The following is a 19,857-nucleotide window of genomic DNA, read 5'->3' on the forward strand; positions in this document are numbered from 1 at the left end:
GACGATAGACATGGCAAAGATACAAATTAAATCTGAGAGACTCACTCCTTTTTGGGGGCTTATTTTCAATCATGGAGCGAAGTTCATGATTAAAGACTGAAGGGTAACAAAACCCTCACTACTACTTGTGTAATTCGAAAGAATTTCCGAAATTTGCGAATATGTAAGTTCCATTGTTTTTTCTTTTTTATAGTTTACAAATACAAAGATAAGAAAAAAGGAGCTTACACACTTTTATAGGACAGTACCTCTCTTCTACATGGATAGAATATGTTGGAATAGAAAGACAGACACAAACAGAAAGCTATATGTCGCGAAACGACTAAAGACGAATAACCGGTGGTTTATTACCACTGGGAAATAGTATCGACAAAGAAAATGAGTGCCGAGAGGTACTCAATACGGATGACTTCCGCACCCTCCTTACACGATATTCATATTCAGTACCTTCGGCACTGACTCTTGAGCATTATACGTTTTCCACGGACTTCGTCCGCGGTTATTCATCTATAGTCGCTCCGCGACAAAGACAAAAATCAGCTTACAGATGCTACTTAAGAGTTTTCTTGTTCAAAGGGTATCTGTTACATAGTCGCACATCGGCTACTCTCTATACTAGCCGATACATTAGGCAGAAACACCAATCATCGGAAAGCGAGACCACACAAACGAAGAATACTAACAAGTACTCCACTTATGAAGCTGTTCCACATCACTACCTATGAAGAACAGGAAGCATATGAAAAGAAAAAATCTTCAGAATAGTTCTATAAACCCAAGGCACAAACAAACAAAAGGTTGGCAGATTGTTACCAAATCAGAATATTATCATTAAATTTGCAATATATTTAACGAAAACATAAACATGTCTGAAGAAAGAGTAAACTTTGGTAGTAAGCTGGGCGTTATCCTTGCTACAGCCGGCTCGGCAGTAGGTTTGGGCAATGTATGGCGCTTTCCCTATATGACCGGACAGAATGGTGGCGCAGCCTTTATCATCATTTATCTAGGTTGTATCTTGCTGCTCGGCATTCCTTGTATATTGTCGGAATTCATCATTGGTAGGCACAGTGCCTCAAATATGGCACGTGCTTACACCAAGCTTGGTAATGGTACAGCGTGGCGATTGGTGGGGTATATGGGCGTCATCACGGGCTTTCTGATTACCGGTTACTATGCTGTGGTGTCGGGATGGTGCCTGCAATACATCTACGCCTCTATCATGGGAGAATTGAAAGGTGATCCTACGATGGTGGCACAATATTTCTCTGATTTCGAACAATCGCCTATCCGTCCTATCTTTTGGACCGTCGCTATCCTGCTCATGACTCATGGCGTCATCATTCATGGGGTGCGAGGCGGTATTGAGAAGGTTTCGAAGCTCTTCATGCCGGTGCTGTTTATCTTGCTATTGGTCATCGTTGTGGCCTCTTGTCTGTTGCCCGATGCCGGTAAAGGAATCAACTATTTGTTGAATCTCGACTTCTCCAAGGTAGATCAAAACGTATTTCTTGGCGCCCTCGGACAGTCGTTCTACTCGCTCAGTATCGGCATGGGTTGCATCTGTACCTATGCCTCTTACTTCAGTCGACGAACCAATCTACTGCGCTCATCGGTGCAAGTGGCAGCGGTAGACACACTCGTTGCCATCCTAGCCGGGCTCATGATATTCCCCGCAGCATTCTCTGTCGGTGTGAATCCCGATAGTGGTCCGGCTCTCATCTTCATCACCCTACCCAACGTCTTCAACCAAGCTTTTGTCGGATTTCCTGCATTAGGTTGGCTTGTATCACTTTTCTTCTATGCCTTGTTGGCGTTGGCTGCATTGACAAGCCTCATCTCCCTGCACGAAGTAAGTACGGCTTTCTGCTTCGAGGAGATGCACATCAGTCGTAAAAAAGGTGCTACCATCGTGACTATAGCCACCATCATCGTGGGCAGTTTCTGCTCGTTGTCGCTAGGCGGAGTAGATTTCTTGAGGATAGGAAGCATGTCGATATTCGACATCTTCGACTTTGTGACGGGACAGATATTCCTCCCTGTCATCGGATTTTTTACTTGTATATTCCTCGGATGGTATGTCCCACGCACACTGATATACGACGAATTCACCAATTGGGGAACGGTAAGCACACGCTTCTTCGGCATCTATCTCTTTGCCGTTCGGTTTGTTTGTCCGCTCTGTATATTGGCTATTTTTCTCCATCAGTTGGGCTTTATTTGATGAACTATGCGCTGGCGAGAGTTTTTCTATTTCCAAAAATCCGACCGAAAGGTGTTTCTTACGATTCTCACCATCGTGGTGATGGCATTCGGCGCATACCTGTTGATGGATAAAGAGGAACCCCTTCAACCTATAGTCAAGGCTCACAAAGAAGTAAAAACGGAGCAGTCTACATCGGCAAAGTATTATACCCAGCCTCATCAAGTTCCCGAACGATTTGCCTTCGATCCCAATACGGCCGACAGCACACAGCTGCTTCGACTTGGATTGCAGCCATGGCAAGTGCGTGCCATTTATCGTTATCGTGCCAAAGGCGGTGTCTATCGGCAGCCGGAAGACTTTGCTCGGCTCTATGGTTTGACCAAAGGACAATATGAATCGCTACGTCCTTATATTATAATAGGTGAAGATTATCAGCCTGCCGACAAGTTTTATGGGAAGCCACTATTAGTAGGCAAATCGACCAATCGCGACACTTTACTCCATGATTACCCCATGAAACTAAAACCGGGAGAACACGTGATACTTAACATAGCAGACACATTGATGCTGAAACGAGTACCGGGAGTGGGGAGTTATTATGCTCGCCAAATCATGAACTACGGGCGGAGACTGGGCGGTTTTGCACATACAGAACAACTTAGAGAGATAGAAGGATTCCCCGAAGAGGCCATAAGTTATTTCAAAGTGGACGACAGCGCAGTAGAAAAACTCAATCTGAACACGCTCACATTGAACCAAATGCGACGCCATCCATATATCAACTTCTACCAAGCACGCGAGATTATGGACTTCCGACGGTTGAAAGGGGCACTGAAAAGCATCGACGATTTGCACCATCTGCGCTCGTTCAGTTCTACAACTATAGAACGATTGCGCCCTTACGTAACTTTCTAAACTGAATAGGTGTGATATGTTTTCGGCATGTCGGGCACGATTATCACTTATTTTGTGTATTTTTGCAACTTGACAAAATAAATGGTGAGCGTTTCACATAGCATGGGCTCGCTTGGTATATAACTCAAAACAAGTAGCAAATTATGAATCATACTCATTGGAAGTCGGCTTGGCTGACACTCTTTCTAGCGATATTTACTCTTGCCATACATGCTCAGATACAAGAGCCGGTACACTTCTCGGTGCAACAGAAACAAGTTTCGCCCACAGAGGTAGACCTTGTCTTCACCGGAAAGATAGATGCCGGTTGGCACGTCTATTCCACCGGTTTGCCATCAGACGGCCCCATATCGGCCTCATTGGCAGTGGATAAAGCCGTCGGTGTACAAAAGATAGGAAAGCTACAGGCGCGTGGTAAGGAAATCAGTACGTTCGACAAGTTGTTTGAAATGAACCTGCGTTACTTTGAACACGCTGTGACTTTCGTTCAGAAATTTAAGATTACAGGCAAGACCTACGAGGTAAAAGGCTCGTTGGAATACGGCGCTTGCAACGACCAAAACTGTCTGCCACCAACCCAAGTAGACTATCATATTAAAGGAAATGGGCCGGCCGATGCACCGGAAACAGCCGATGTAGCAGCCTTAGTGCCTGCCAATCAACCGAAAGCCGACTCTACAAGCAAGGTACAGGTAGCTGAATCGACTAAAGCAGACAGCATCGTGGCGGCTGCACCTGTATCAAACGTGAAAGCCGACTTGTGGAAACCGGTTATCAAAGAACTGAAGAAACTAAATGGAGATACCGCTCATCAATCATGGTTCTATATCTTCTTCATGGGGTTTGTAGGCGGATTGTTGGCACTGTTTACACCCTGTGTGTGGCCCATCATCCCCATGACGGTGAGTTTCTTCCTCAAGCGTGCAGGCGACAAAAGCCGTGGTGTGCGCGATGCCGTACTCTATGGTATATCCATTATTGTGATTTATCTGTCGCTCGGCCTCATTGTGACAGGCTTGTTTGGAGCCTCATCACTCAACGCACTGGCCACCGATGCAGGATTCAACATCTTCTTCTTCTTGATGCTCGTGGTGTTTGCGCTGTCGTTCTTCGGCTGGTTTGAACTCACGTTGCCCTCATCTTGGACCAATAGTGTAGACTCCAAGGCCAGCAACACCAGCGGAATACTAAGCATTTTCTTGATGGCTTTCACGCTGGCATTGGTGTCGTTCTCGTGCACCGGACCGATTATCGGCTTCTTGTTGGTGGAAGTTTCTAACGCGAAAAACATCCTTGGACCGGCTATCGGCATGTTCGGATTTGCCTTGGCTTTGGCACTTCCGTTCACACTCTTCGCCCTTTTCCCCACTTGGTTGAATAAAGCACCGAAATCGGGCGGATGGATGAACATCATCAAAGTGACATTGGGATTCATCGAACTAGCCTTCTCGCTGAAGTTCTTCTCGGTAGCCGACATGGCTTACGGATGGCATCTGCTCGACCGCGAAGTGTTCCTCTCGCTGTGGATAGTCATCTTTGGATTGCTGGGATTGTACTTGATAGGCAAACTGAAGTTCCCTCACGACGACCAAACGAGCACAGCTATGCCCGTTCCCTGCATCATGCTGGGACTTGTTTCGCTCTCTTTCGCCGTGTATATGGTACCCGGTCTGTGGGGCGCACCATTGAAGGCTGTGAGCGCTTTTGCCCCTCCTATGTTCACACAAGACTTCAATCTGTACCATAACGAGGTGCGCGCGCAATATACCGACTACGAAGAAGGCATGGCAGCAGCGGCAGCTCAGGGCAAACCGGTGATGATAGACTTTACCGGATTCGGCTGTACAAACTGCCGAAATATGGAATTGGCCGTATGGACAGACCCTGTGGTGGCCGACAAACTCAAGAAAGATTACATCCTCATCTCGCTCTATGTAGACGATAGAAAGCCGTTGGCCGAACCGATGGAAGTGGTAGAAAACGGGAAAAAGCGTACTCTGCGCAATGTAGGAGAGAAGTGGAGTTATCTGCAACGCAGTAAGTTCGGCGCCAATACGCAGCCTTTCTATGTGTTGCTCGATGCTAAAGGAATGCCTCTGACGCGCTCTTATAGCTACGATAAGGATATATCCCACTACTTGGATTTCCTGAACAAGGGATTGGAAAAGGCTCGGAAGAAATCTAAATAAAGTGTGACAGGCCTCTTATAAAGAACAGCCACCTTCTTGATATAAGTCAAGAAAGTGGCTGTTATCGCAAACAATTGTAATGATTACTTTGTTTTTTAGGGGTTTACCCCTATCTTTGCATCGTGTTTTTCATAGTATTAGATTTAAGGTTAACAAAGGTTTGGACTCGGCGGAGTCCTTTTTTTATGCCCTTACGTTTGGTGCAGTCTCGTGGAAAATGATTAATTTTGGCAGACGATATGAGTAAAACAATGGAAAATCCCTATATCAGACAATATCCCGACTTGATGGTTGGTAAGAAGATTTTGTATGTGCATGGCTTCGGGTCGTCGGCACAATCGGGTACGGTGAAGCGCATTCAAGAGGCGTTACCACAGTCTACGGTGTTGGCATACGACCTGCCTATCCACCCACAAGAGGCGATGGAACTATTGAGAAAGGTGTGCGAAGAACAGCAACCCGACTTGATTATCGGTACATCAATGGGTGGTATGTATGCCGAAATGCTCACTGGCTATGACCGTATCTTGGTAAATCCGGCCTTCGAAATGGGACAGACCATGCACGACCACAATATGATGGGGAAGCAAATATTCCAAAATCCGCGCCAAGACGGGGTACAGGAGTTCTTCGTAGACAAGCCTTTGGTGAAAGAATATCGCGAAGTGACGGGGCAATGTTTTACCCATGTATTGCCCGAAGAACAGGAACGTGTCTACGGGTTGTTCGGTGATGAAGATCCGGTGGTGCATACGTTCGACCTCTTTCGCAGCCATTATCGACATGCCATCCACTTCCATGGCGAACATCGCATGACGGATAGAAGTTTTATGCGTGGCGTGTTGCCCGTGATAAGGTGGATAGATGACCGGCAGGAAAAACGCGAACGCAATATTATATATATAGGTGAGGAATGTCTGAAGGATTCGTATGGCAAACCGAAGTCGAGTTTTAACAAGGCATACGATTTCCTAATAGAGCATTATACGGTGTATATTGTGGCCTCGGCGCCTACTAACGATCATGAAGCTATCACACAAATGCAGGACTGGACAGAGCAATATATCTCTACACCGGCCCACGATCGCGTCGTATTCACCAATCAACGACAACTGCTTTATGGCGATTATTTCATTGCGACAGAGCCGTTGGATGACTTCATGGGAACAGTAATACCTTTCGCTACCGACGAGTTTAAGACATGGGAGGAAGTGATTGTTTACTTTGAACGGTTGGGCGGACAGTAACTATACGTACTCGTCGCCTTTTTTCATCTGCACTTCGCTGACGTATTTACGGATGAGTGCCGATGAATCTTCTTTCTTACAAATTAATAAAACATTGTCTTGTTCGGCTACGATGAAGCCGTCGAGCCCGTTGATGACAGCAAGTTTACCTTCTGGCAGCTTGATGATATTACCGTGACTTTCGTCTAATAACACGTCGGAAGAAATGACTACATTATCGTCTTGACTCTTCTGCATCGCCTCATAGATACCATGCCACGTGCCAAGATCGGCCCAACCGAAGTCGCACATCATCACACAAACTCGGTCGGATTTCTCCAAAATGCCGTAATCAATAGATATATTAGGATACGACGGGAAGTTCTCGTTGATAAATTCGTTTTCTTCTTCGATGGTGAAATTGGGTTTTACTTCGTCTAACGTACTCAACACAGCAGGCAGAAATTTATAAAAACATACGCTCAGATATTGCAAATTGCAAAGAAAAAGACCAGTGTTCCAATACCATTCGCCACTCTCCATGAACATACGAGCAAACTCGCGGTCGGGCTTTTCGGTAAAAGTCTTCACTTCGTAGACATCCTCCATATCGGCAGGATTACCCACTTGGATGTAGCCATAACCCGGTTCGGGACGCGTAGGACGAATACCCATGGTGAGCAAACTATTGTTTTTGCTCACAAAATCCAATCCTTCCAAGATATTCTTACGGTACAACTCTTCGCGAAAGACAATCTGGTCGGACGGCGTAACCAGCAAGTTGGCATTGGGATTAATGTGAGCTATGCGATGTGCAGCCCACGCTACACTGGGCGCAGTATTACGCCATATAGGTTCAGCCATGAGATTATCAGGAGGCAATTGAGGCAATTGTTCTCTGACAAAGTCGACATATTCTATATTCGTATTGACAAAAATATGGTCTAAAGGGAATATATGGGATATGCGTTCGTATGTTTGTTGTAATTGGGTTTGTCCGGTTCCAAAGAAATCAATGAATTGTTTGGGAAGTTTCTCACGACTGCAAGGCCACAGTCTTCGACCTTTCCCACCGGCTAGAATGACGCAGTAATTGTTTCTAAGGTCATTATCCATGTTTGTACGATTATCGTTCTTGCCACGAAAGTAACGAATAAAAATCACTCCAACAAGGCTTTTTCACTTTTTTATTAAACAATAAGCATTTTGTAACTTGCACTTTGATGAAAGGAGTTTTGTTTTCTTTTAGATATTTTACGGCTTCGTATCCATAATAATCCATATCCTCAGCTACAATATAGAAGTCGCCTAGCCCTTGTTTATCCCAGCGTTTGGTTTGTGCATAGGCTGGAAGAATGAAAGCTATATCTCCCGGATGCAGAAATATGGCTTTCGGAGAAAATCTCTTCGGACTTTTTGCTTTTGCAGGGGTGGTAAAAGTGAAAGCCATGATTGTAATGATGAAGGTTAATAAAGCTGCTCTTATATCATTAAGTTTTAAAGGTTTTACTCTAAAGAAGAGTGCTGTTGGGAGGGTTGAATGTCCATAATACGAGTGTAAGACTGGACGAAATCTACGGTCGAAACGACTTTGTAGCCTTTGCTTGAACACAAGATAGCGATGCCGCCGGCATCCGCTGGCAGGAAGTCTACAACCTCTTCTTGGTCACCGTTGACATAGATGAATTTTTTGTTGCTGGTCTCTTTGGTACTCGCAATGCCTTGAGCGTCGAGGTATTTGGTGGCTTCGTTCACGTAATAACGCATGTCGCGGATAGTCTCCCGGTCGTCGGCATTACCTACAGCCATCCAATGATTGAGCTGGGCACGCGTGGGTTGGATGAAAACAATATTGCCCGGACGTAGGTAAACGGTGTTGGATGAAACCTTTTTAGGTGTTGTTGCATGGACTGAACTAGCGAATATAAAGGTTATGAGGGGTAGAATAACGGAAAACATCCATGTGTTAATATTGTTCCTAAAGATGTGTAGATGAATCATTTTAAGTAGTGGAATACGGATAGAGAGGATGTATAAAAACAAAAGTGTACCTATCTCCACGGTGCGGATGATGGGTACACTCCTATAATGTTACTTCACTGTGATGAGGAAGTAGTTCTTTTTACCTTTTTGTACGAGCAAGTATTTGCCGTCGATAAGGTCGTCGGTGCTGACAACTTGGTCGAAAGCTGTGAGCTTTTCTTTGTTCAGCGACACACCGCCACCTTTAACGAGCTTGCGCATCTCGCCCTTGCTGGGGAAGATATTCATACCTTCTTGGCAGAAGATTTCGATAGCCGGCTGTCCCAGTACGCTGCTGTCGATGGTATAGGTGGGCACACCACTGAACACATCGAGGAACGTTGCTTCGTCGAGCTTCACCAAACTGTCTTTCGTTGCCTTGCCAAAGAGGATGTTACTTGCCTCGATAGCCATTTCCAAATCTTCGCGAGAGTGAACCATGGTGGTTACTTCTTCGGCCAAACGACGCTGCAATATGCGACGACCGGGGTCTTGCTTGTGCTCTTCTACGAGCGCGTCGATGGTCTCTTTATCAAGACTTGTGAAGATTTTGATGTACTTTTCAGCATCGTCATCGCTCACGTTGAGCCAGAATTGATAGAATGCGTAAGGTGTCGTACGGTTGCGATCGAGCCAAATATTACCGCTCTCGGTCTTACCAAACTTCTTTCCGTCGGCTTTGGTGATGAGCGGACAGGTGAGGCAGAAAGCTTCTGCTTCGTTGCCAAGGGTACGGCGAATAAGCTCGGTACCCGTAGTCATGTTGCCCCATTGGTCGTTTCCACCGAGCTGAAGTTTCACTCCATGCTTCTCATAGAGGTGCAGGAAGTCGTAACCTTGCAGCAATTGGTAAGTAAACTCGGTGAAAGAAAGACCGTCGTTAGCTTCTCCGCTGAGGCGTTTCTTCACACTATCCTTGGCCATCATGTAGTTGACAGTGATGTGTTTGCCCACTTCGCGGGCGAAATCAAGGAAAGTGAAGTCTTTCATCCAGTCGTAGTTGTTCACCATTTCGGCACGATTCTCATCGGCAGAATCGAAGTCAAGGAATTTAGCTACCTGTGCTTTAATAGCCTCTTGGTTGTGATAGAGGGTTTTGGCATCAAGCAAATTGCGCTCCTGACTTTTGCCTGAAGGGTCTCCAATCATACCCGTGGCGCCACCGACGAGGATATATGGCTTGTGGCCGCAGCGTTGCAAGTGGCGCAACATCATGATACCACAGAGGTGGCCGATATGTAATGAGTCGGCAGTGGGGTCGGTTCCCAAATATGCCGAAACTGTTCCTTTCATCAAAAACTCCTCGGTACCCGGCATCATCTGTGCCAACATACCGCGCCATTTCAGTTCTTCTACGAAGTTCTTTGTCATAGTTGATAGTTGATAATTGACAATTGGTAAGAATGATAACCTTTTGTCTCTTATTGATTGTAAACGTTAATATTTTGTTTGAATGTTATTTCTTCCAGTCTTACGAGTCGTTTTCAGATTGTCAATTTATAATTTTAAATTATCCATTGTCAATTCTTCATTTAGTATTTCAGGGTACCGGGTCGTATCCACTGCCTCCCCATGGGGTGCAACGCAGAATACGCCAAATGGCCAAGGCGACTCCTTTGAAAGGACCATGCTTCAAGATGGCTTGCCGGGCATACTCGGAACAGGTAGGCGTGAAGCGACATGAGGGTGGTGTGTAGGGGCTGATAGCCGCTTGATAGAAACGGATGGGTAGTATCAGAAGCCAACCCAAAACGTGCAACAGTGTGTGAAAGATGTCTTTGATGGTACTCATAACTTCTCTGCCACACGCGTCAATAGGTTGCATACACGCTGTTCTACCAACTTACTTTCGGCTAATGTGTCGCTTAACCAAATGAAAGCCAGACTCACACGACGATTGGGCTGCCCGGCTAAACGGTCTATAACAGTGTATTTATTGCGCCTGTATGCTTCGCGAACTTGTCTTTTGACGCGGTTGCGTTTGACTGCTCGCTTAAAGCAACGCTTTGGTACGCTTACCAAAATGGCTACTTGTGCGTCCTCAACAGGTTCTTCCAGTTCCTCAACCATATAGACTATCCGTAGTGGGTAGGCCGACATAGAGCGGCTCTGCCCACCCAAAAAGAGCTTGTCTATCTGTTTTTTACTGGATAGTCGCTCTGCCTTCGTCAACGTCTGAGGACGGCATTCGGCCATAAGGGTAGGAATTTAATCCGGTTTATTTATTCTTTTTCAGGAATGCCTGAAGTGCACTAGTCATGGAAGGATACTCTTTTGACGGAGCCATGAAGTCAAGATTGTAGCCCTCTTCCTTCACTGCTGCAGCGGTAGCAGGACCGAACGCACCTACATGGATACCACGATTTTTGAAGTCGGGCATGCTAGTAGCGAGTGATTTCACGCCGGTAGGACTCACAAAGATGACCATACTGTAGTCGAAGTTCTTTACTTCTTCTTCGGTCAAGTCGTCGCTTACGGTGCGATACATTACACATTCAGTATGCTTGAGATTCTTTGCATCGAGCAATTTCTGTATCGTGTCGGTGTGTACATCGCTCATCGGAACGAGGTATTTCTCGTTTTTATGCTTCACCATCGTAGGGATGAGGTCGTCAATTTTGCCCGTAGAGCCGAAGAATATCTTGCGTTTGCGATACTGGGTGTACTTCTGTATGTAGAGTGCAATGGTCTCTGTGACGCAGAAATACTTCATTTCTTCGGGGATGGTAACACGGAGTTCTTTGGCCAATTGGAAATAATTGTCTATGGCATGACGTGATGTGAACACCACAGCAGTATAATCTAAGATGCTAATCTTTTGTTGACGGAACTCACGGCTGGATATTCCCTCGACCCTGACAAATGGACGGAACACGAGTTCTACGCCATATTCTTTCGCAATATCATAATAAGGAGACTTCTCGCTGGAAGGCTTGGGCTGAGAGATTAATATCTTCTTCATCGTTCTGTGTCCTAAAAATTAATTTTCAAATATCCATTCATTGTCACCAATGCTCCCCAGATGGCAAGCAGTGGTAGGATTTCAAGGGCACAAAAGTACAAAAAAAAATGCACAAAAACGGCTCTTTCTCTAAAAAAGATAATGTAGGACTTATAGAATAGTAACAATTTCAATAAAGCCAACACGACTATTATATAAATTGAAATTGTAGATACCGACAAGTTGAAGAATGCCAAGAGCATGATGGCAGGGAATAATAAGACTCCTTCCATGGCTCCGATGAAGAGGTAGGAATGTATCCATTGTATGTTTCGTCGGCGGTCGAAGAACACCCAATTGATAAATGAATAGAGGATGACTTTGAGCAGAAAGTATCCCGCTATAGAACCTGTGTAAATGCCTATGACTTGGTATTGCTCAATGACGAACGTGTCGTTGAGTTGCGCTTTGGAATAGAAGAAGTAGAGTAAGGATATGAGCAAGCAGGTCTGGAGGATGAGAAAGATTTGGAATCGCATCTCTCCACCGGTCTCGGTGAGAGCTGTCGGCCGGTCGCTATGCTGCACATAGAAGAAATTTCTGGTTTGTCTGAAGATGAAACGGCGCGATTGTGAGAACGCTAACATCGTCAAGATAAAACATCCAAGAAGGATGCTGGTAATGAGATTGTCGCCGGCTATGGTGTAAGGAACGGGGTCGCCAGCTACTCCGGGACGCCCTCCTTGCAGTTCGGGATGGAACAATGAGTCTTTTGAAAAGAACGACTCCTTGTAATATTTTGGCAGACTTACATCGCGAAAACTTCGTCCAACAGGATGCCCCGGTAGATGTAAGGTGTCGGGTTCATTGCTCCAATGAATCTCAGAGGGTTTGATATGGGCTTGAATGGCAGAGTCTTGCTGTTCGGGTGTGGCGTTTTTTGGCAACCAACTCAACACCTGAGCCGGTGTGAGTTGTTTGTGCTGTCGCGCAGTGGTGGGTACCGACTGCGCTTCTTGTTCCACTAATGCGGTAGAATCTGCCTGTTGCCACATGACGAGATAGACTTAGAGATTGAACACGCGTTTGATGTCGGCCACGCGGTCGAGTTTCTCCCATGTGAAAAGTTCCACGTCGATGGTGCATGTTTCGTGATAACGACTGCTGAAAGTCTTCTTTACCATCTCGTTCTTGCGACCCATGTGGCCGTAAGCAGCGGTCTCCAAATACATGGGTTGGCGCAGTTTGAGATTGCGTTCAATGGCTTTCGGACGCAGGTCGAACAATTCCTCTATCTTCTTGGCAATCTCTCCGTCGCTCATGTTTACATGGCTGCGACCGTAGGTGTTGACGTAGATGTTCACCGGCTTAGCCACACCGATGGCGTAACTTACCTGTACCAACATCTCATCGGCAACGCCTGCTGCCACCATGTTCTTCGCGATGTGGCGTACGGCATAGGCTGCCGAGCGGTCCACCTTGCTGGAATCCTTGCCAGAGAAAGCTCCACCGCCGTGTGCACCCTTGCCTCCGTAAGTGTCAACGATAATCTTTCGGCCGGTCAAGCCGGTGTCTCCGTGGGGACCACCGATAACGAATTTACCCGTAGGATTGACGAAATACTTGATGTTGTCATTGAATAATGCCAGTACTTTCTCGCCACAACGAGCCTTTACACGGGGTATAAGGATGTTCTTTACATCCTCTCGTATCTTGGCCAACATGGCTTCATCGTCGTCTGTTCCGTCGACTTTCTTGATAAAATCGTCGTGTTGTGTGCTCACCACAATCGTGTCTATGCGCTGTGGGATGTTGTCGTCGCTGTACTCGATGGTCACTTGGCTCTTTGAGTCGGGGCGCAGATAGGTCATCAGCTTGCCTTCCTTGCGAATCTCGGCAAGCTCAATCATCAGCAAGTGAGCCAAGTCGAGCGATACAGGCATGTAGTTTTCGGTCTCGTTGACAGCATATCCGAACATCATACCTTGGTCGCCGGCACCCTGTTCTTCCTCGTTTTGGCGGTCGACACCACGGTTGATGTCGTCGCTCTGTTCGTGGATGGCCGAGAGAATACCGCAAGAATTGTAGTCGAACTGGTATTCGGCTTTGCTATAACCAATCTTCTCGATGGTTCGGCGTGTGATGGTTGGCAGATCGACATAAGCCTCTGAACGTACCTCGCCCATGATAACTACCTGACCAGTGGTGCAGAACGACTCGATGGCACAGCGTGCTTGAGGGTCGTAAGCCAAGAATTGGTCGAGCAGAGCATCGGATATTTGGTCGGACACCTTGTCAGGATGTCCCTCTGAAACTGATTCTGAAGAGAATAAATAAGACATGTTATAACTTCCTTTCTAAATATGCATACACCTGAAGTATGCGTTACATAACTTTGAATGTGCAAAGTTACGACAATTCGTTGACACGGACAAAGAATTTAAAAGAATCGTTGATGGGGAGGGAGGTCTCTTGTTGTTAATTCATAGCAAGTTTTATCGCTCTATAATAGTTAAATCTGTCAAAAAGAGACAGAATCGTATATATATGCATCGAAAAGTTTAAAATATCTTGTAAATACTAGGAATAATGTTTAATTTTGCAAAATAGAATAAAGTAATCAAGGAGCCATCAGTGATTGATGACATGGTGTTTATCTATCACTCCGTGGACATATTTCTAAGATTGTATATATAATATGGTAAAAAGGAGACTTTTATTTAGTATGTTACTCATGTGCTTGATGTTGATTCAGGTGCATGCGGCCGACGTATTCGTCATTAAAGGTACGGTAGTTGATACAAGCAACGAGCCGTTACCGGGCGTTACGGTGAGTGTAGTGAATGGAACCAAGAAGGCATTGACCAATGTCGATGGTGAATTCTCGCTGCAAGTAAGTAAGAAACCTACCCAACTTCGCTTCACATATGTAGGTATGGAAGATTTGATAACGAAGTGGAGTGGGGAGAAGAATTTCAAGGTGACATTGAAGGAATCAGCATATTCTTTGGAGAATGTGGTGGTAACCGGTTATCAACAGATAGACAAGCGCAAGTTGTCGAGTGCCATCACCAGCATGAACATGAAAGAATTGGCAACTCCATCGACCAACTCTATCGACCAAATGTTGCAAGGCCGCGTGGCCGGAGTATCGGTTATGAACAGTTCGGCAACCGTAGGTGTAGCACCTAAGATTCGTATTCGTGGTTCATCGTCTATTACCGGTAACCGTGAACCGGTATGGGTGGTTGACGGTATCGTGCTTGATGAGCCTGTCAACGTGACGACCGAAGAGTTGAACAATATTGATAATGTAAACTTCATCGGTAATGCTATTTCGGGATTGAACCCTGATGACATTGAGCGTATTGACATTTTGAAAGACGTAAGTGCTACGGCTATCTATGGTGTGAAAGCTGCTAACGGTGTCATCGTGGTGACTACGAAGCGCGGTAGAGGCGAACGTCCTACCATATCATATAAGACCAACTTCGGACTGACGCTGGCTCCGAGCTACAGTATCCTCAATCTGATGAATTCGAAAGAGCGCGTGGAGATGTCGGAAGAAATGGTGGCACGTGGCTTGGAGTTCTCTACTTTCCGTCCAACCAACATTGGTTACGAAGGCGAATTGCAGAAGCTTTGGAACAAGGAAATTGACTATGATACCTTCCGTAACAATGTGAAGGCGCTGAAAGAGTTGAATACCGATTGGATGGACATGCTTTTCCGCAACGCATTTTCGCAGCAGCACTCTGTTTCTGTGTCGGGTTCGGGTAAGAAGATGGACTACTATGTGTCGTTGAGTTATCTGAATCAGCAAGGTACGAATAGTTATGAAAAGATGAATCGTCTCACAGGATTGGCCAAGTTCAACATCCAGTTGACTCATAACTTGGATGCTACGGTGAATTTCAATGCAAGTTCCAGCAATTCAGACTATCCACATAACAGTGTCTCACTGCTCGACTACGCCTACCGTACATCAAGAGCCATACCGGCATACAATGCCAATGGCGACTATCTGTACTATAACCAAGAGAAGACAAACTATGCCTCATTGCCCTTTAATATCTTCAATGAGTTGGAGACTACGGGACAGAACATCAAGAAGCATACCACCTCGCTGACTGCACAATTGGTATATCGTCCTTGGGAATGGTTGAAGTTGAGTTCTTTGGCAGGTATTAGTCACAACTCAAGCGACCAAGAGAATTGGGCTGACGAACATAGCTTCTATATCTCAAGATTCCGTTTAGTGCCATTTGGAACTATCATTAGGGGCAATGAAACCTATTATGATGATGCGATTATCCCATTAGGAGGAGAGTTGAAGTATACCAATACATCCTCTACTCGCTACACATTCCGTAACGAAGCCGCTTTTAATAAGACTTTTAATAAAGTTCATCAACTCTATGCTTTGGTTGGTAACGAAATCATTTCGGTGAAAAATAATAGTCATTCTGGACGTTATTTGGGTTACATGCCATTCCGTGGAAAGACTTTTGCTGATATAGATGTAACTACATATAAAGGATATGCTAAGGCTTTGCAAAACAATCCGATGACTATTATTGACAACACGAATAATGTGGTGTCTATGTATGGTGTGGCTACTTATACCTACGACAATCGTTATATCGCCAATTTCAATATACGTGCCGATGGCTCCAATCGTTTCGGACAGGACAAGAGCGTACGCTTCTTGCCAGTGTGGTCGGCTTCGGCTCGTTGGAATATGCACAACGAAAAGTTCTTAAAGAATCAGAATTTGTTGAATGAATTTGCCGTACGTGCTTCGTATGGTGTTCAAGGAAACGTGCATCCGAGTCAGACTCCCTACTTGATTGTAAGACAAGAAAACTACAATGGTACCCTCGGTGAATATGTGTCTACACTGAAACAGTTGCCTAACGACCATCTACATTGGGAGAAGACGGTTTCTTATAACCTTGGTCTCGATTTCTCATTCTTCGACTATCGCGTATCTGGTACGTTGGATATATACCGCAAGAAAGGTTACGACCAAATTGTGTTGCGCAATATTGCTCCCTCTAATGGAGCCAGTGCTGTGGCCATGAACGAGGGCGATATAGAGAACAAAGGATGGGAATTAGCTTTGAATGTGATTCCTGTTCGCACCAAAAATGTCACATGGAGTTTGTCGTTCAATACGGGTAAGAACTATAATAAGATTACGAATGAGGGCGACGTAGAACCAACTTGGCAAGATTATATCAATGGAACGTTGGTTAAGAATGGCTATGCCGTAAACAGTTTGTTCTCATATCGCTTCAAAGGATTGGATCCAAAAACAGGCTTACCCACCTTCTATGGTGAGTCGGAAGTTGATACAGATGGTAAACGAACCATCAATAGTCTACAGGAAGCATACGATGCTGCTTTCGTATATTCGGGTAAACGTGAGGCCGACTTGACCGGTGGATTCTCTTCTTCCATCCGTTATAAGAGCTTTACACTGAATGCTTTGTTCTCATTTGGATTCGGTAATAAGATTCGTCTCAACGATTTGTATGCTTCTAATGGTCAGGGTTTACCCTTCCCGCAGCAGAATATGTCGAAAGAATTCGTAGATCGCTGGCAGCAGGCGGGTGATGAAGCCAAGACGAATATACCTGTTTTGTCTGATAATCCAATGCGTTTTGCTCCTTACGAGCGTAAGTATTCTATAGCGGATAACCGTTGGGATATGTACAACAAGAGCGACATTCGTGTGGCTTCGGGTAGTTTCTTGCGCTGTCGTTCTATTAGCTTACGCTATGAGATTCCTACTAATATCCTCTCGCGCATCCATGTGAGGAGTGGAAACATTACATTCGAGACCAGCAACCTGTTCGTTATCAAGGATAGCAAGTTGAAAGGTCGTGACCCCGAACAGTTATCATTGACTTCAGGAACCATCCCTCCACGTACGGGATATTCTTGCCAGTTGAGTCTTACATTCTAATAAAAAGTACATACAATGAATATCAAACATATCATATATAGCACGGCTCTCCTCGTTTATGGAGCACTGATGTTGACCTCTTGTGATAAGTTGCTCGATGAAAAATCACAAGATTTATATATCCCTAAGACTGTTGGTGACTACCGTGAGTTTATTGCCGGTGAGGCATTGAACCAAGGTAAGAGCAATGGCGTGATGCTTGGGGAGTATTTGGATATGATGACCGACGACATAGGTGAGAAAGTTAATGTACGTCGCAAGGACACACAGGATACGCGTGAGCAGACTTGGGGCTACTATACATGGCAAGAAGATCCTGAGATAGACTTCAATAATACAATCAGAGATGATAATATGTGGAGTGTATGTTACCATCGTATCTTGATTACGAATATCGTGTTGGATCGCTTGAATGAGATGTCAGGCACGCAAAACGAAAAAGATGATTTGGAAGCTGAGGCTCGTTTTATCCGTGCGTGGTCGTATTATATGTTAGCAAACACCTATGCTAAGCCGTATGAAAGTGCTGAACAAGCAAGTAAGACTGCTGGTGTGCCAATCAATACTGCTATCAGTGTAGAGAATAAGAAACTGCAACGTGCCACTCTACAGGAGGTTTATGTCCTCATGAAAAGTGACTTGACTGAAGCCGTCAAGCTATTTAAGTCGTCGGGTATGTCTAAAACAATCTTCCGCCCCAACCTTAGTGCTGTCCAATTGCTGCTCTCTCGTGTATTATTATATGGTAAAGAATTTCAAGAAGTGGTTAATGTGACAAGTGACTTGATAGGAAAGAATGGGATAGAATTGCACGACTTAAGTACACTTACGGACAGGACTAAACGATTCTACGATGGTTCTAATAAAGAGATTTTCTTTTCATACGGTTCTCAGGCAGCTTATAAATTAGCCAATTATATTTCTGCCACTAATGGTACTCGTGGGACCTTCAAGGTTAACATGGAACTTCTTAACATGTATGATAAGAAGGATAAGCGTCGTATGAGTTTCTTTAGTAGCCCTACATCCAAAGATGTAAAGCCGTTCAAATACTATAATCTTGGTTCAAAGAATATTAATCCGGGCAACTTCCATCTCTCTGAAGTTTACTTGAATCGTGCTGAAGCTTATGCCGAATTGGGACAAGGAGCCAAAGCTATGGATGATGTGAATGCCGTACGAGCTAAGCGTATTGAAGGATATACGGCCGAAACCATAACCGAAAAAGACAAGGTAGTAGAGGCAGTTCGTACTGAACGTCGGAAAGAATTGTGCTTCGAGGGCTTGCGTTGGTTCGACCTTCGCCGTTGGGGATGCCCTGAATTGAAACATACATACTCTTCTAGCACCGTCTCAGGACAAAAAACAGAGTACGTATTAAAGCAAGGTGACGCACGCTACACATTGCCTGTACCACGTGCCGAACGCGAACTCAATAACATCTAAAACAATAGTAACGTATGAATACAAAATATATCTTATCGGCTCTTTGCGTCGCTTTGACTCTGGGAACGGTCTCTTGTTCTAACGACGACAATGTGACGGCCGAAATAGAAGAGCCTATCTACAATGTAGAAGATAACACTTCTGATCCTATTCAACACCGTAAGTTCGAGATGTATCGCGATTATAAGACGTATCTGATTACCAATCCTATTACTCGCGACTACAAATATAACTTCCAAAAGAAGAATAATCTGCTCATCACGGCTCCTGAACAAAGCCCCGAACTCATCAAGAAGGGTATCAAGATGCTTGATGATATGTTCTTGAATCACTATTCTGAGGAATTCAAGAAGAAGTATATGCCATTCTCGGTCTTGCTGGCCGACAGCATATTCTTCCTTGGTCAAGAGACCGGCAGACCTTATTATCACTCCTATGTTGCCAATCGTTTCCTCGCATTAGGAGGTGTTCGCAAAGAAATGGGCAGCTATACAGAGGCTCAAAAGCGCGACATCGAGGGTGATATTAACTCTCGCTATTGGATGGATTACTTGTGGGAAGTGAAATCTGCATTCTCTATTCCAGAGGCATTCTCGGATGTAAACCGAGAATATTTTAAGAAAGAAGCAGGTGAATCAAAAGCCTTTGGTAAGGTTACAGAAGAGACACAGCCCGATGACTTGGACTATCATACATTGGGATTTATCAGCTATAACCATCGTACAACATTCTATGATAAAGAGTGGTCGTCGTGGTGGATAGAGCTTCCTGATGAAGATACCGATCGCAGACAGTGGGTAGCATTCATCTTCAGTACGCCCAAGGCAGAGCGAGATGCACTCATTGCCAAGTATTCCAAGATGAAAGAGAAGTATGACATCTTGAAAGAGGCATTCTTGAAATGCGATGGTTACGACATTGAAAAATTACCCTAAATAGAA

Annotated in this window: 16 protein-coding genes; 7 read left to right on the plus strand and 9 right to left on the minus strand. The window is 45.0% G+C overall.

Annotation, left to right across the window (positions count from 1 at the left end; translation table 11 throughout):
- Positions 1 to 865: 865 nt before the first annotated feature.
- From HMPREF0671_RS05390 to HMPREF0671_RS05405, 4 genes are all read left to right on the plus strand, one after another.
- On the plus strand, positions 866 to 2,224 hold the full coding sequence (locus HMPREF0671_RS05390) for a sodium-dependent transporter (RefSeq protein WP_036897673.1): 1,359 nt from the start codon (positions 866 to 868) through the stop codon (positions 2,222 to 2,224).
- A 6-nt stretch (positions 2,225 to 2,230) separates the two neighbouring features.
- On the plus strand, positions 2,231 to 3,121 hold the full coding sequence (locus HMPREF0671_RS05395; protein WP_036897676.1) for a helix-hairpin-helix domain-containing protein: 891 nt from the start codon (positions 2,231 to 2,233) through the stop codon (positions 3,119 to 3,121).
- Between the two features lie 143 nt (positions 3,122 to 3,264).
- Positions 3,265 to 5,310 carry a cytochrome c biogenesis protein CcdA gene (locus tag HMPREF0671_RS05400; protein ID WP_036897679.1) on the plus strand — a complete coding sequence of 682 codons (2,046 nt, stop codon included), beginning with the start codon at positions 3,265 to 3,267 and terminating at the stop codon, positions 5,308 to 5,310.
- 251 nt (positions 5,311 to 5,561) lie between these two features.
- A complete protein-coding gene (locus tag HMPREF0671_RS05405) occupies positions 5,562 to 6,557 on the plus strand; it encodes a YqiA/YcfP family alpha/beta fold hydrolase (RefSeq protein WP_036897682.1) in 996 nt (331 codons plus the stop codon).
- On the opposite strand, the gene HMPREF0671_RS05410 is transcribed toward HMPREF0671_RS05405, so the two are convergent.
- The 9 genes from HMPREF0671_RS05410 to metK all read right to left on the minus strand — a co-directional run bounded on the left by HMPREF0671_RS05410 (position 6,558) and on the right by metK (position 13,841).
- Entirely contained in the window at positions 6,558 to 7,652 is a 1,095-nt protein-coding gene (locus HMPREF0671_RS05410; protein ID WP_036897685.1) for a mannose-1-phosphate guanylyltransferase, read from the minus strand. It lies immediately after the preceding gene.
- A gap of 10 nt (positions 7,653 to 7,662) precedes the next feature.
- The gene (locus HMPREF0671_RS05415; RefSeq protein WP_036897688.1) at positions 7,663 to 7,986 is read right to left on the minus strand and encodes a hypothetical protein; all 324 of its coding nucleotides are present in this window, start codon (positions 7,984 to 7,986) and stop codon (positions 7,663 to 7,665) included.
- Between the two features lie 56 nt (positions 7,987 to 8,042).
- On the minus strand, positions 8,043 to 8,495 hold the full coding sequence (locus HMPREF0671_RS12205) for a hypothetical protein (RefSeq protein ID WP_198025882.1): 453 nt from the start codon (positions 8,493 to 8,495) through the stop codon (positions 8,043 to 8,045).
- A 132-nt stretch (positions 8,496 to 8,627) separates the two neighbouring features.
- The gene (gene tyrS / locus HMPREF0671_RS05425) at positions 8,628 to 9,929 is read right to left on the minus strand and encodes a tyrosine--tRNA ligase (protein WP_036897694.1); all 1,302 of its coding nucleotides are present in this window, start codon (positions 9,927 to 9,929) and stop codon (positions 8,628 to 8,630) included.
- Between the two features lie 169 nt (positions 9,930 to 10,098).
- A complete protein-coding gene (yidD, locus tag HMPREF0671_RS05430; protein ID WP_036897697.1) occupies positions 10,099 to 10,350 on the minus strand; it encodes a membrane protein insertion efficiency factor YidD in 252 nt (83 codons plus the stop codon).
- Complete coding sequence (locus tag HMPREF0671_RS05435) at positions 10,347 to 10,754, minus strand: ribonuclease P protein component (protein WP_036897700.1); 408 nt, start codon at positions 10,752 to 10,754, stop codon at positions 10,347 to 10,349. The genes yidD and HMPREF0671_RS05435 overlap by 4 nt, the downstream gene beginning before the upstream one ends.
- A 22-nt stretch (positions 10,755 to 10,776) precedes the next feature.
- Complete coding sequence (locus tag HMPREF0671_RS05440; RefSeq protein ID WP_036897702.1) at positions 10,777 to 11,520, minus strand: uroporphyrinogen-III synthase; 744 nt, start codon at positions 11,518 to 11,520, stop codon at positions 10,777 to 10,779.
- Between the two features lie 11 nt (positions 11,521 to 11,531).
- Positions 11,532 to 12,554, minus strand: coding sequence for a DUF4271 domain-containing protein (locus tag HMPREF0671_RS05445; RefSeq protein WP_036897705.1), 1,023 nt, complete (start codon positions 12,552 to 12,554; stop codon positions 11,532 to 11,534).
- Positions 12,555 to 12,566: 12 nt separating this feature from the next.
- On the minus strand, positions 12,567 to 13,841 hold the full coding sequence (metK, locus tag HMPREF0671_RS05450) for a methionine adenosyltransferase (protein ID WP_036897708.1): 1,275 nt from the start codon (positions 13,839 to 13,841) through the stop codon (positions 12,567 to 12,569).
- A gap of 356 nt (positions 13,842 to 14,197) precedes the next feature.
- On the opposite strand from metK, the gene HMPREF0671_RS05455 reads away from it, so the two are divergent.
- The 3 genes from HMPREF0671_RS05455 to HMPREF0671_RS05465 are packed head-to-tail and all read left to right on the plus strand — an operon-like array spanning position 14,198 to position 19,851.
- Positions 14,198 to 17,470, plus strand: a complete 3,273-nt coding sequence (locus tag HMPREF0671_RS05455) for a SusC/RagA family TonB-linked outer membrane protein (protein WP_036897712.1) — start codon at positions 14,198 to 14,200, stop codon at positions 17,468 to 17,470.
- 15 nt (positions 17,471 to 17,485) lie between these two features.
- Positions 17,486 to 18,916: a RagB/SusD family nutrient uptake outer membrane protein gene (locus HMPREF0671_RS05460; protein WP_052052859.1), complete on the plus strand. Its 1,431-nt coding sequence runs from the start codon at positions 17,486 to 17,488 to the stop codon at positions 18,914 to 18,916.
- Between the two features lie 14 nt (positions 18,917 to 18,930).
- Complete coding sequence (locus HMPREF0671_RS05465) at positions 18,931 to 19,851, plus strand: hypothetical protein (RefSeq protein WP_036897715.1); 921 nt, start codon at positions 18,931 to 18,933, stop codon at positions 19,849 to 19,851.
- Positions 19,852 to 19,857 lie beyond the last annotated feature (6 nt).

The organism is Prevotella sp. S7 MS 2, from assembly GCF_000762865.1.
In the GTDB taxonomy this organism is placed as follows: domain Bacteria; phylum Bacteroidota; class Bacteroidia; order Bacteroidales; family Bacteroidaceae; genus Prevotella.

Coding starts and splice junctions, on each gene's coding strand:
- HMPREF0671_RS05390 (WP_036897673.1), top strand. CDS start 866: ATGTCTGAAGAAAGAGTAAACTTTGGTAGTAAGCTGGGCGTTATCCTT.
- HMPREF0671_RS05395 (WP_036897676.1), top strand. CDS start 2,231: ATGCGCTGGCGAGAGTTTTTCTATTTCCAAAAATCCGACCGAAAGGTG.
- HMPREF0671_RS05400 (WP_036897679.1), top strand. CDS start 3,265: ATGAATCATACTCATTGGAAGTCGGCTTGGCTGACACTCTTTCTAGCG.
- HMPREF0671_RS05405 (WP_036897682.1), top strand. CDS start 5,562: ATGGAAAATCCCTATATCAGACAATATCCCGACTTGATGGTTGGTAAG.
- HMPREF0671_RS05410 (WP_036897685.1), bottom strand. CDS start 7,652: ATGGATAATGACCTTAGAAACAATTACTGCGTCATTCTAGCCGGTGGG.
- HMPREF0671_RS05415 (WP_036897688.1), bottom strand. CDS start 7,986: ATGGCTTTCACTTTTACCACCCCTGCAAAAGCAAAAAGTCCGAAGAGA.
- HMPREF0671_RS12205 (WP_198025882.1), bottom strand. CDS start 8,495: ATGTTTTCCGTTATTCTACCCCTCATAACCTTTATATTCGCTAGTTCA.
- tyrS (WP_036897694.1), bottom strand. CDS start 9,929: ATGACAAAGAACTTCGTAGAAGAACTGAAATGGCGCGGTATGTTGGCA.
- yidD (WP_036897697.1), bottom strand. CDS start 10,350: ATGAGTACCATCAAAGACATCTTTCACACACTGTTGCACGTTTTGGGT.
- HMPREF0671_RS05435 (WP_036897700.1), bottom strand. CDS start 10,754: ATGGCCGAATGCCGTCCTCAGACGTTGACGAAGGCAGAGCGACTATCC.
- HMPREF0671_RS05440 (WP_036897702.1), bottom strand. CDS start 11,520: ATGAAGAAGATATTAATCTCTCAGCCCAAGCCTTCCAGCGAGAAGTCT.
- HMPREF0671_RS05445 (WP_036897705.1), bottom strand. CDS start 12,554: ATGTGGCAACAGGCAGATTCTACCGCATTAGTGGAACAAGAAGCGCAG.
- metK (WP_036897708.1), bottom strand. CDS start 13,841: ATGTCTTATTTATTCTCTTCAGAATCAGTTTCAGAGGGACATCCTGAC.
- HMPREF0671_RS05455 (WP_036897712.1), top strand. CDS start 14,198: ATGGTAAAAAGGAGACTTTTATTTAGTATGTTACTCATGTGCTTGATG.
- HMPREF0671_RS05460 (WP_052052859.1), top strand. CDS start 17,486: ATGAATATCAAACATATCATATATAGCACGGCTCTCCTCGTTTATGGA.
- HMPREF0671_RS05465 (WP_036897715.1), top strand. CDS start 18,931: ATGAATACAAAATATATCTTATCGGCTCTTTGCGTCGCTTTGACTCTG.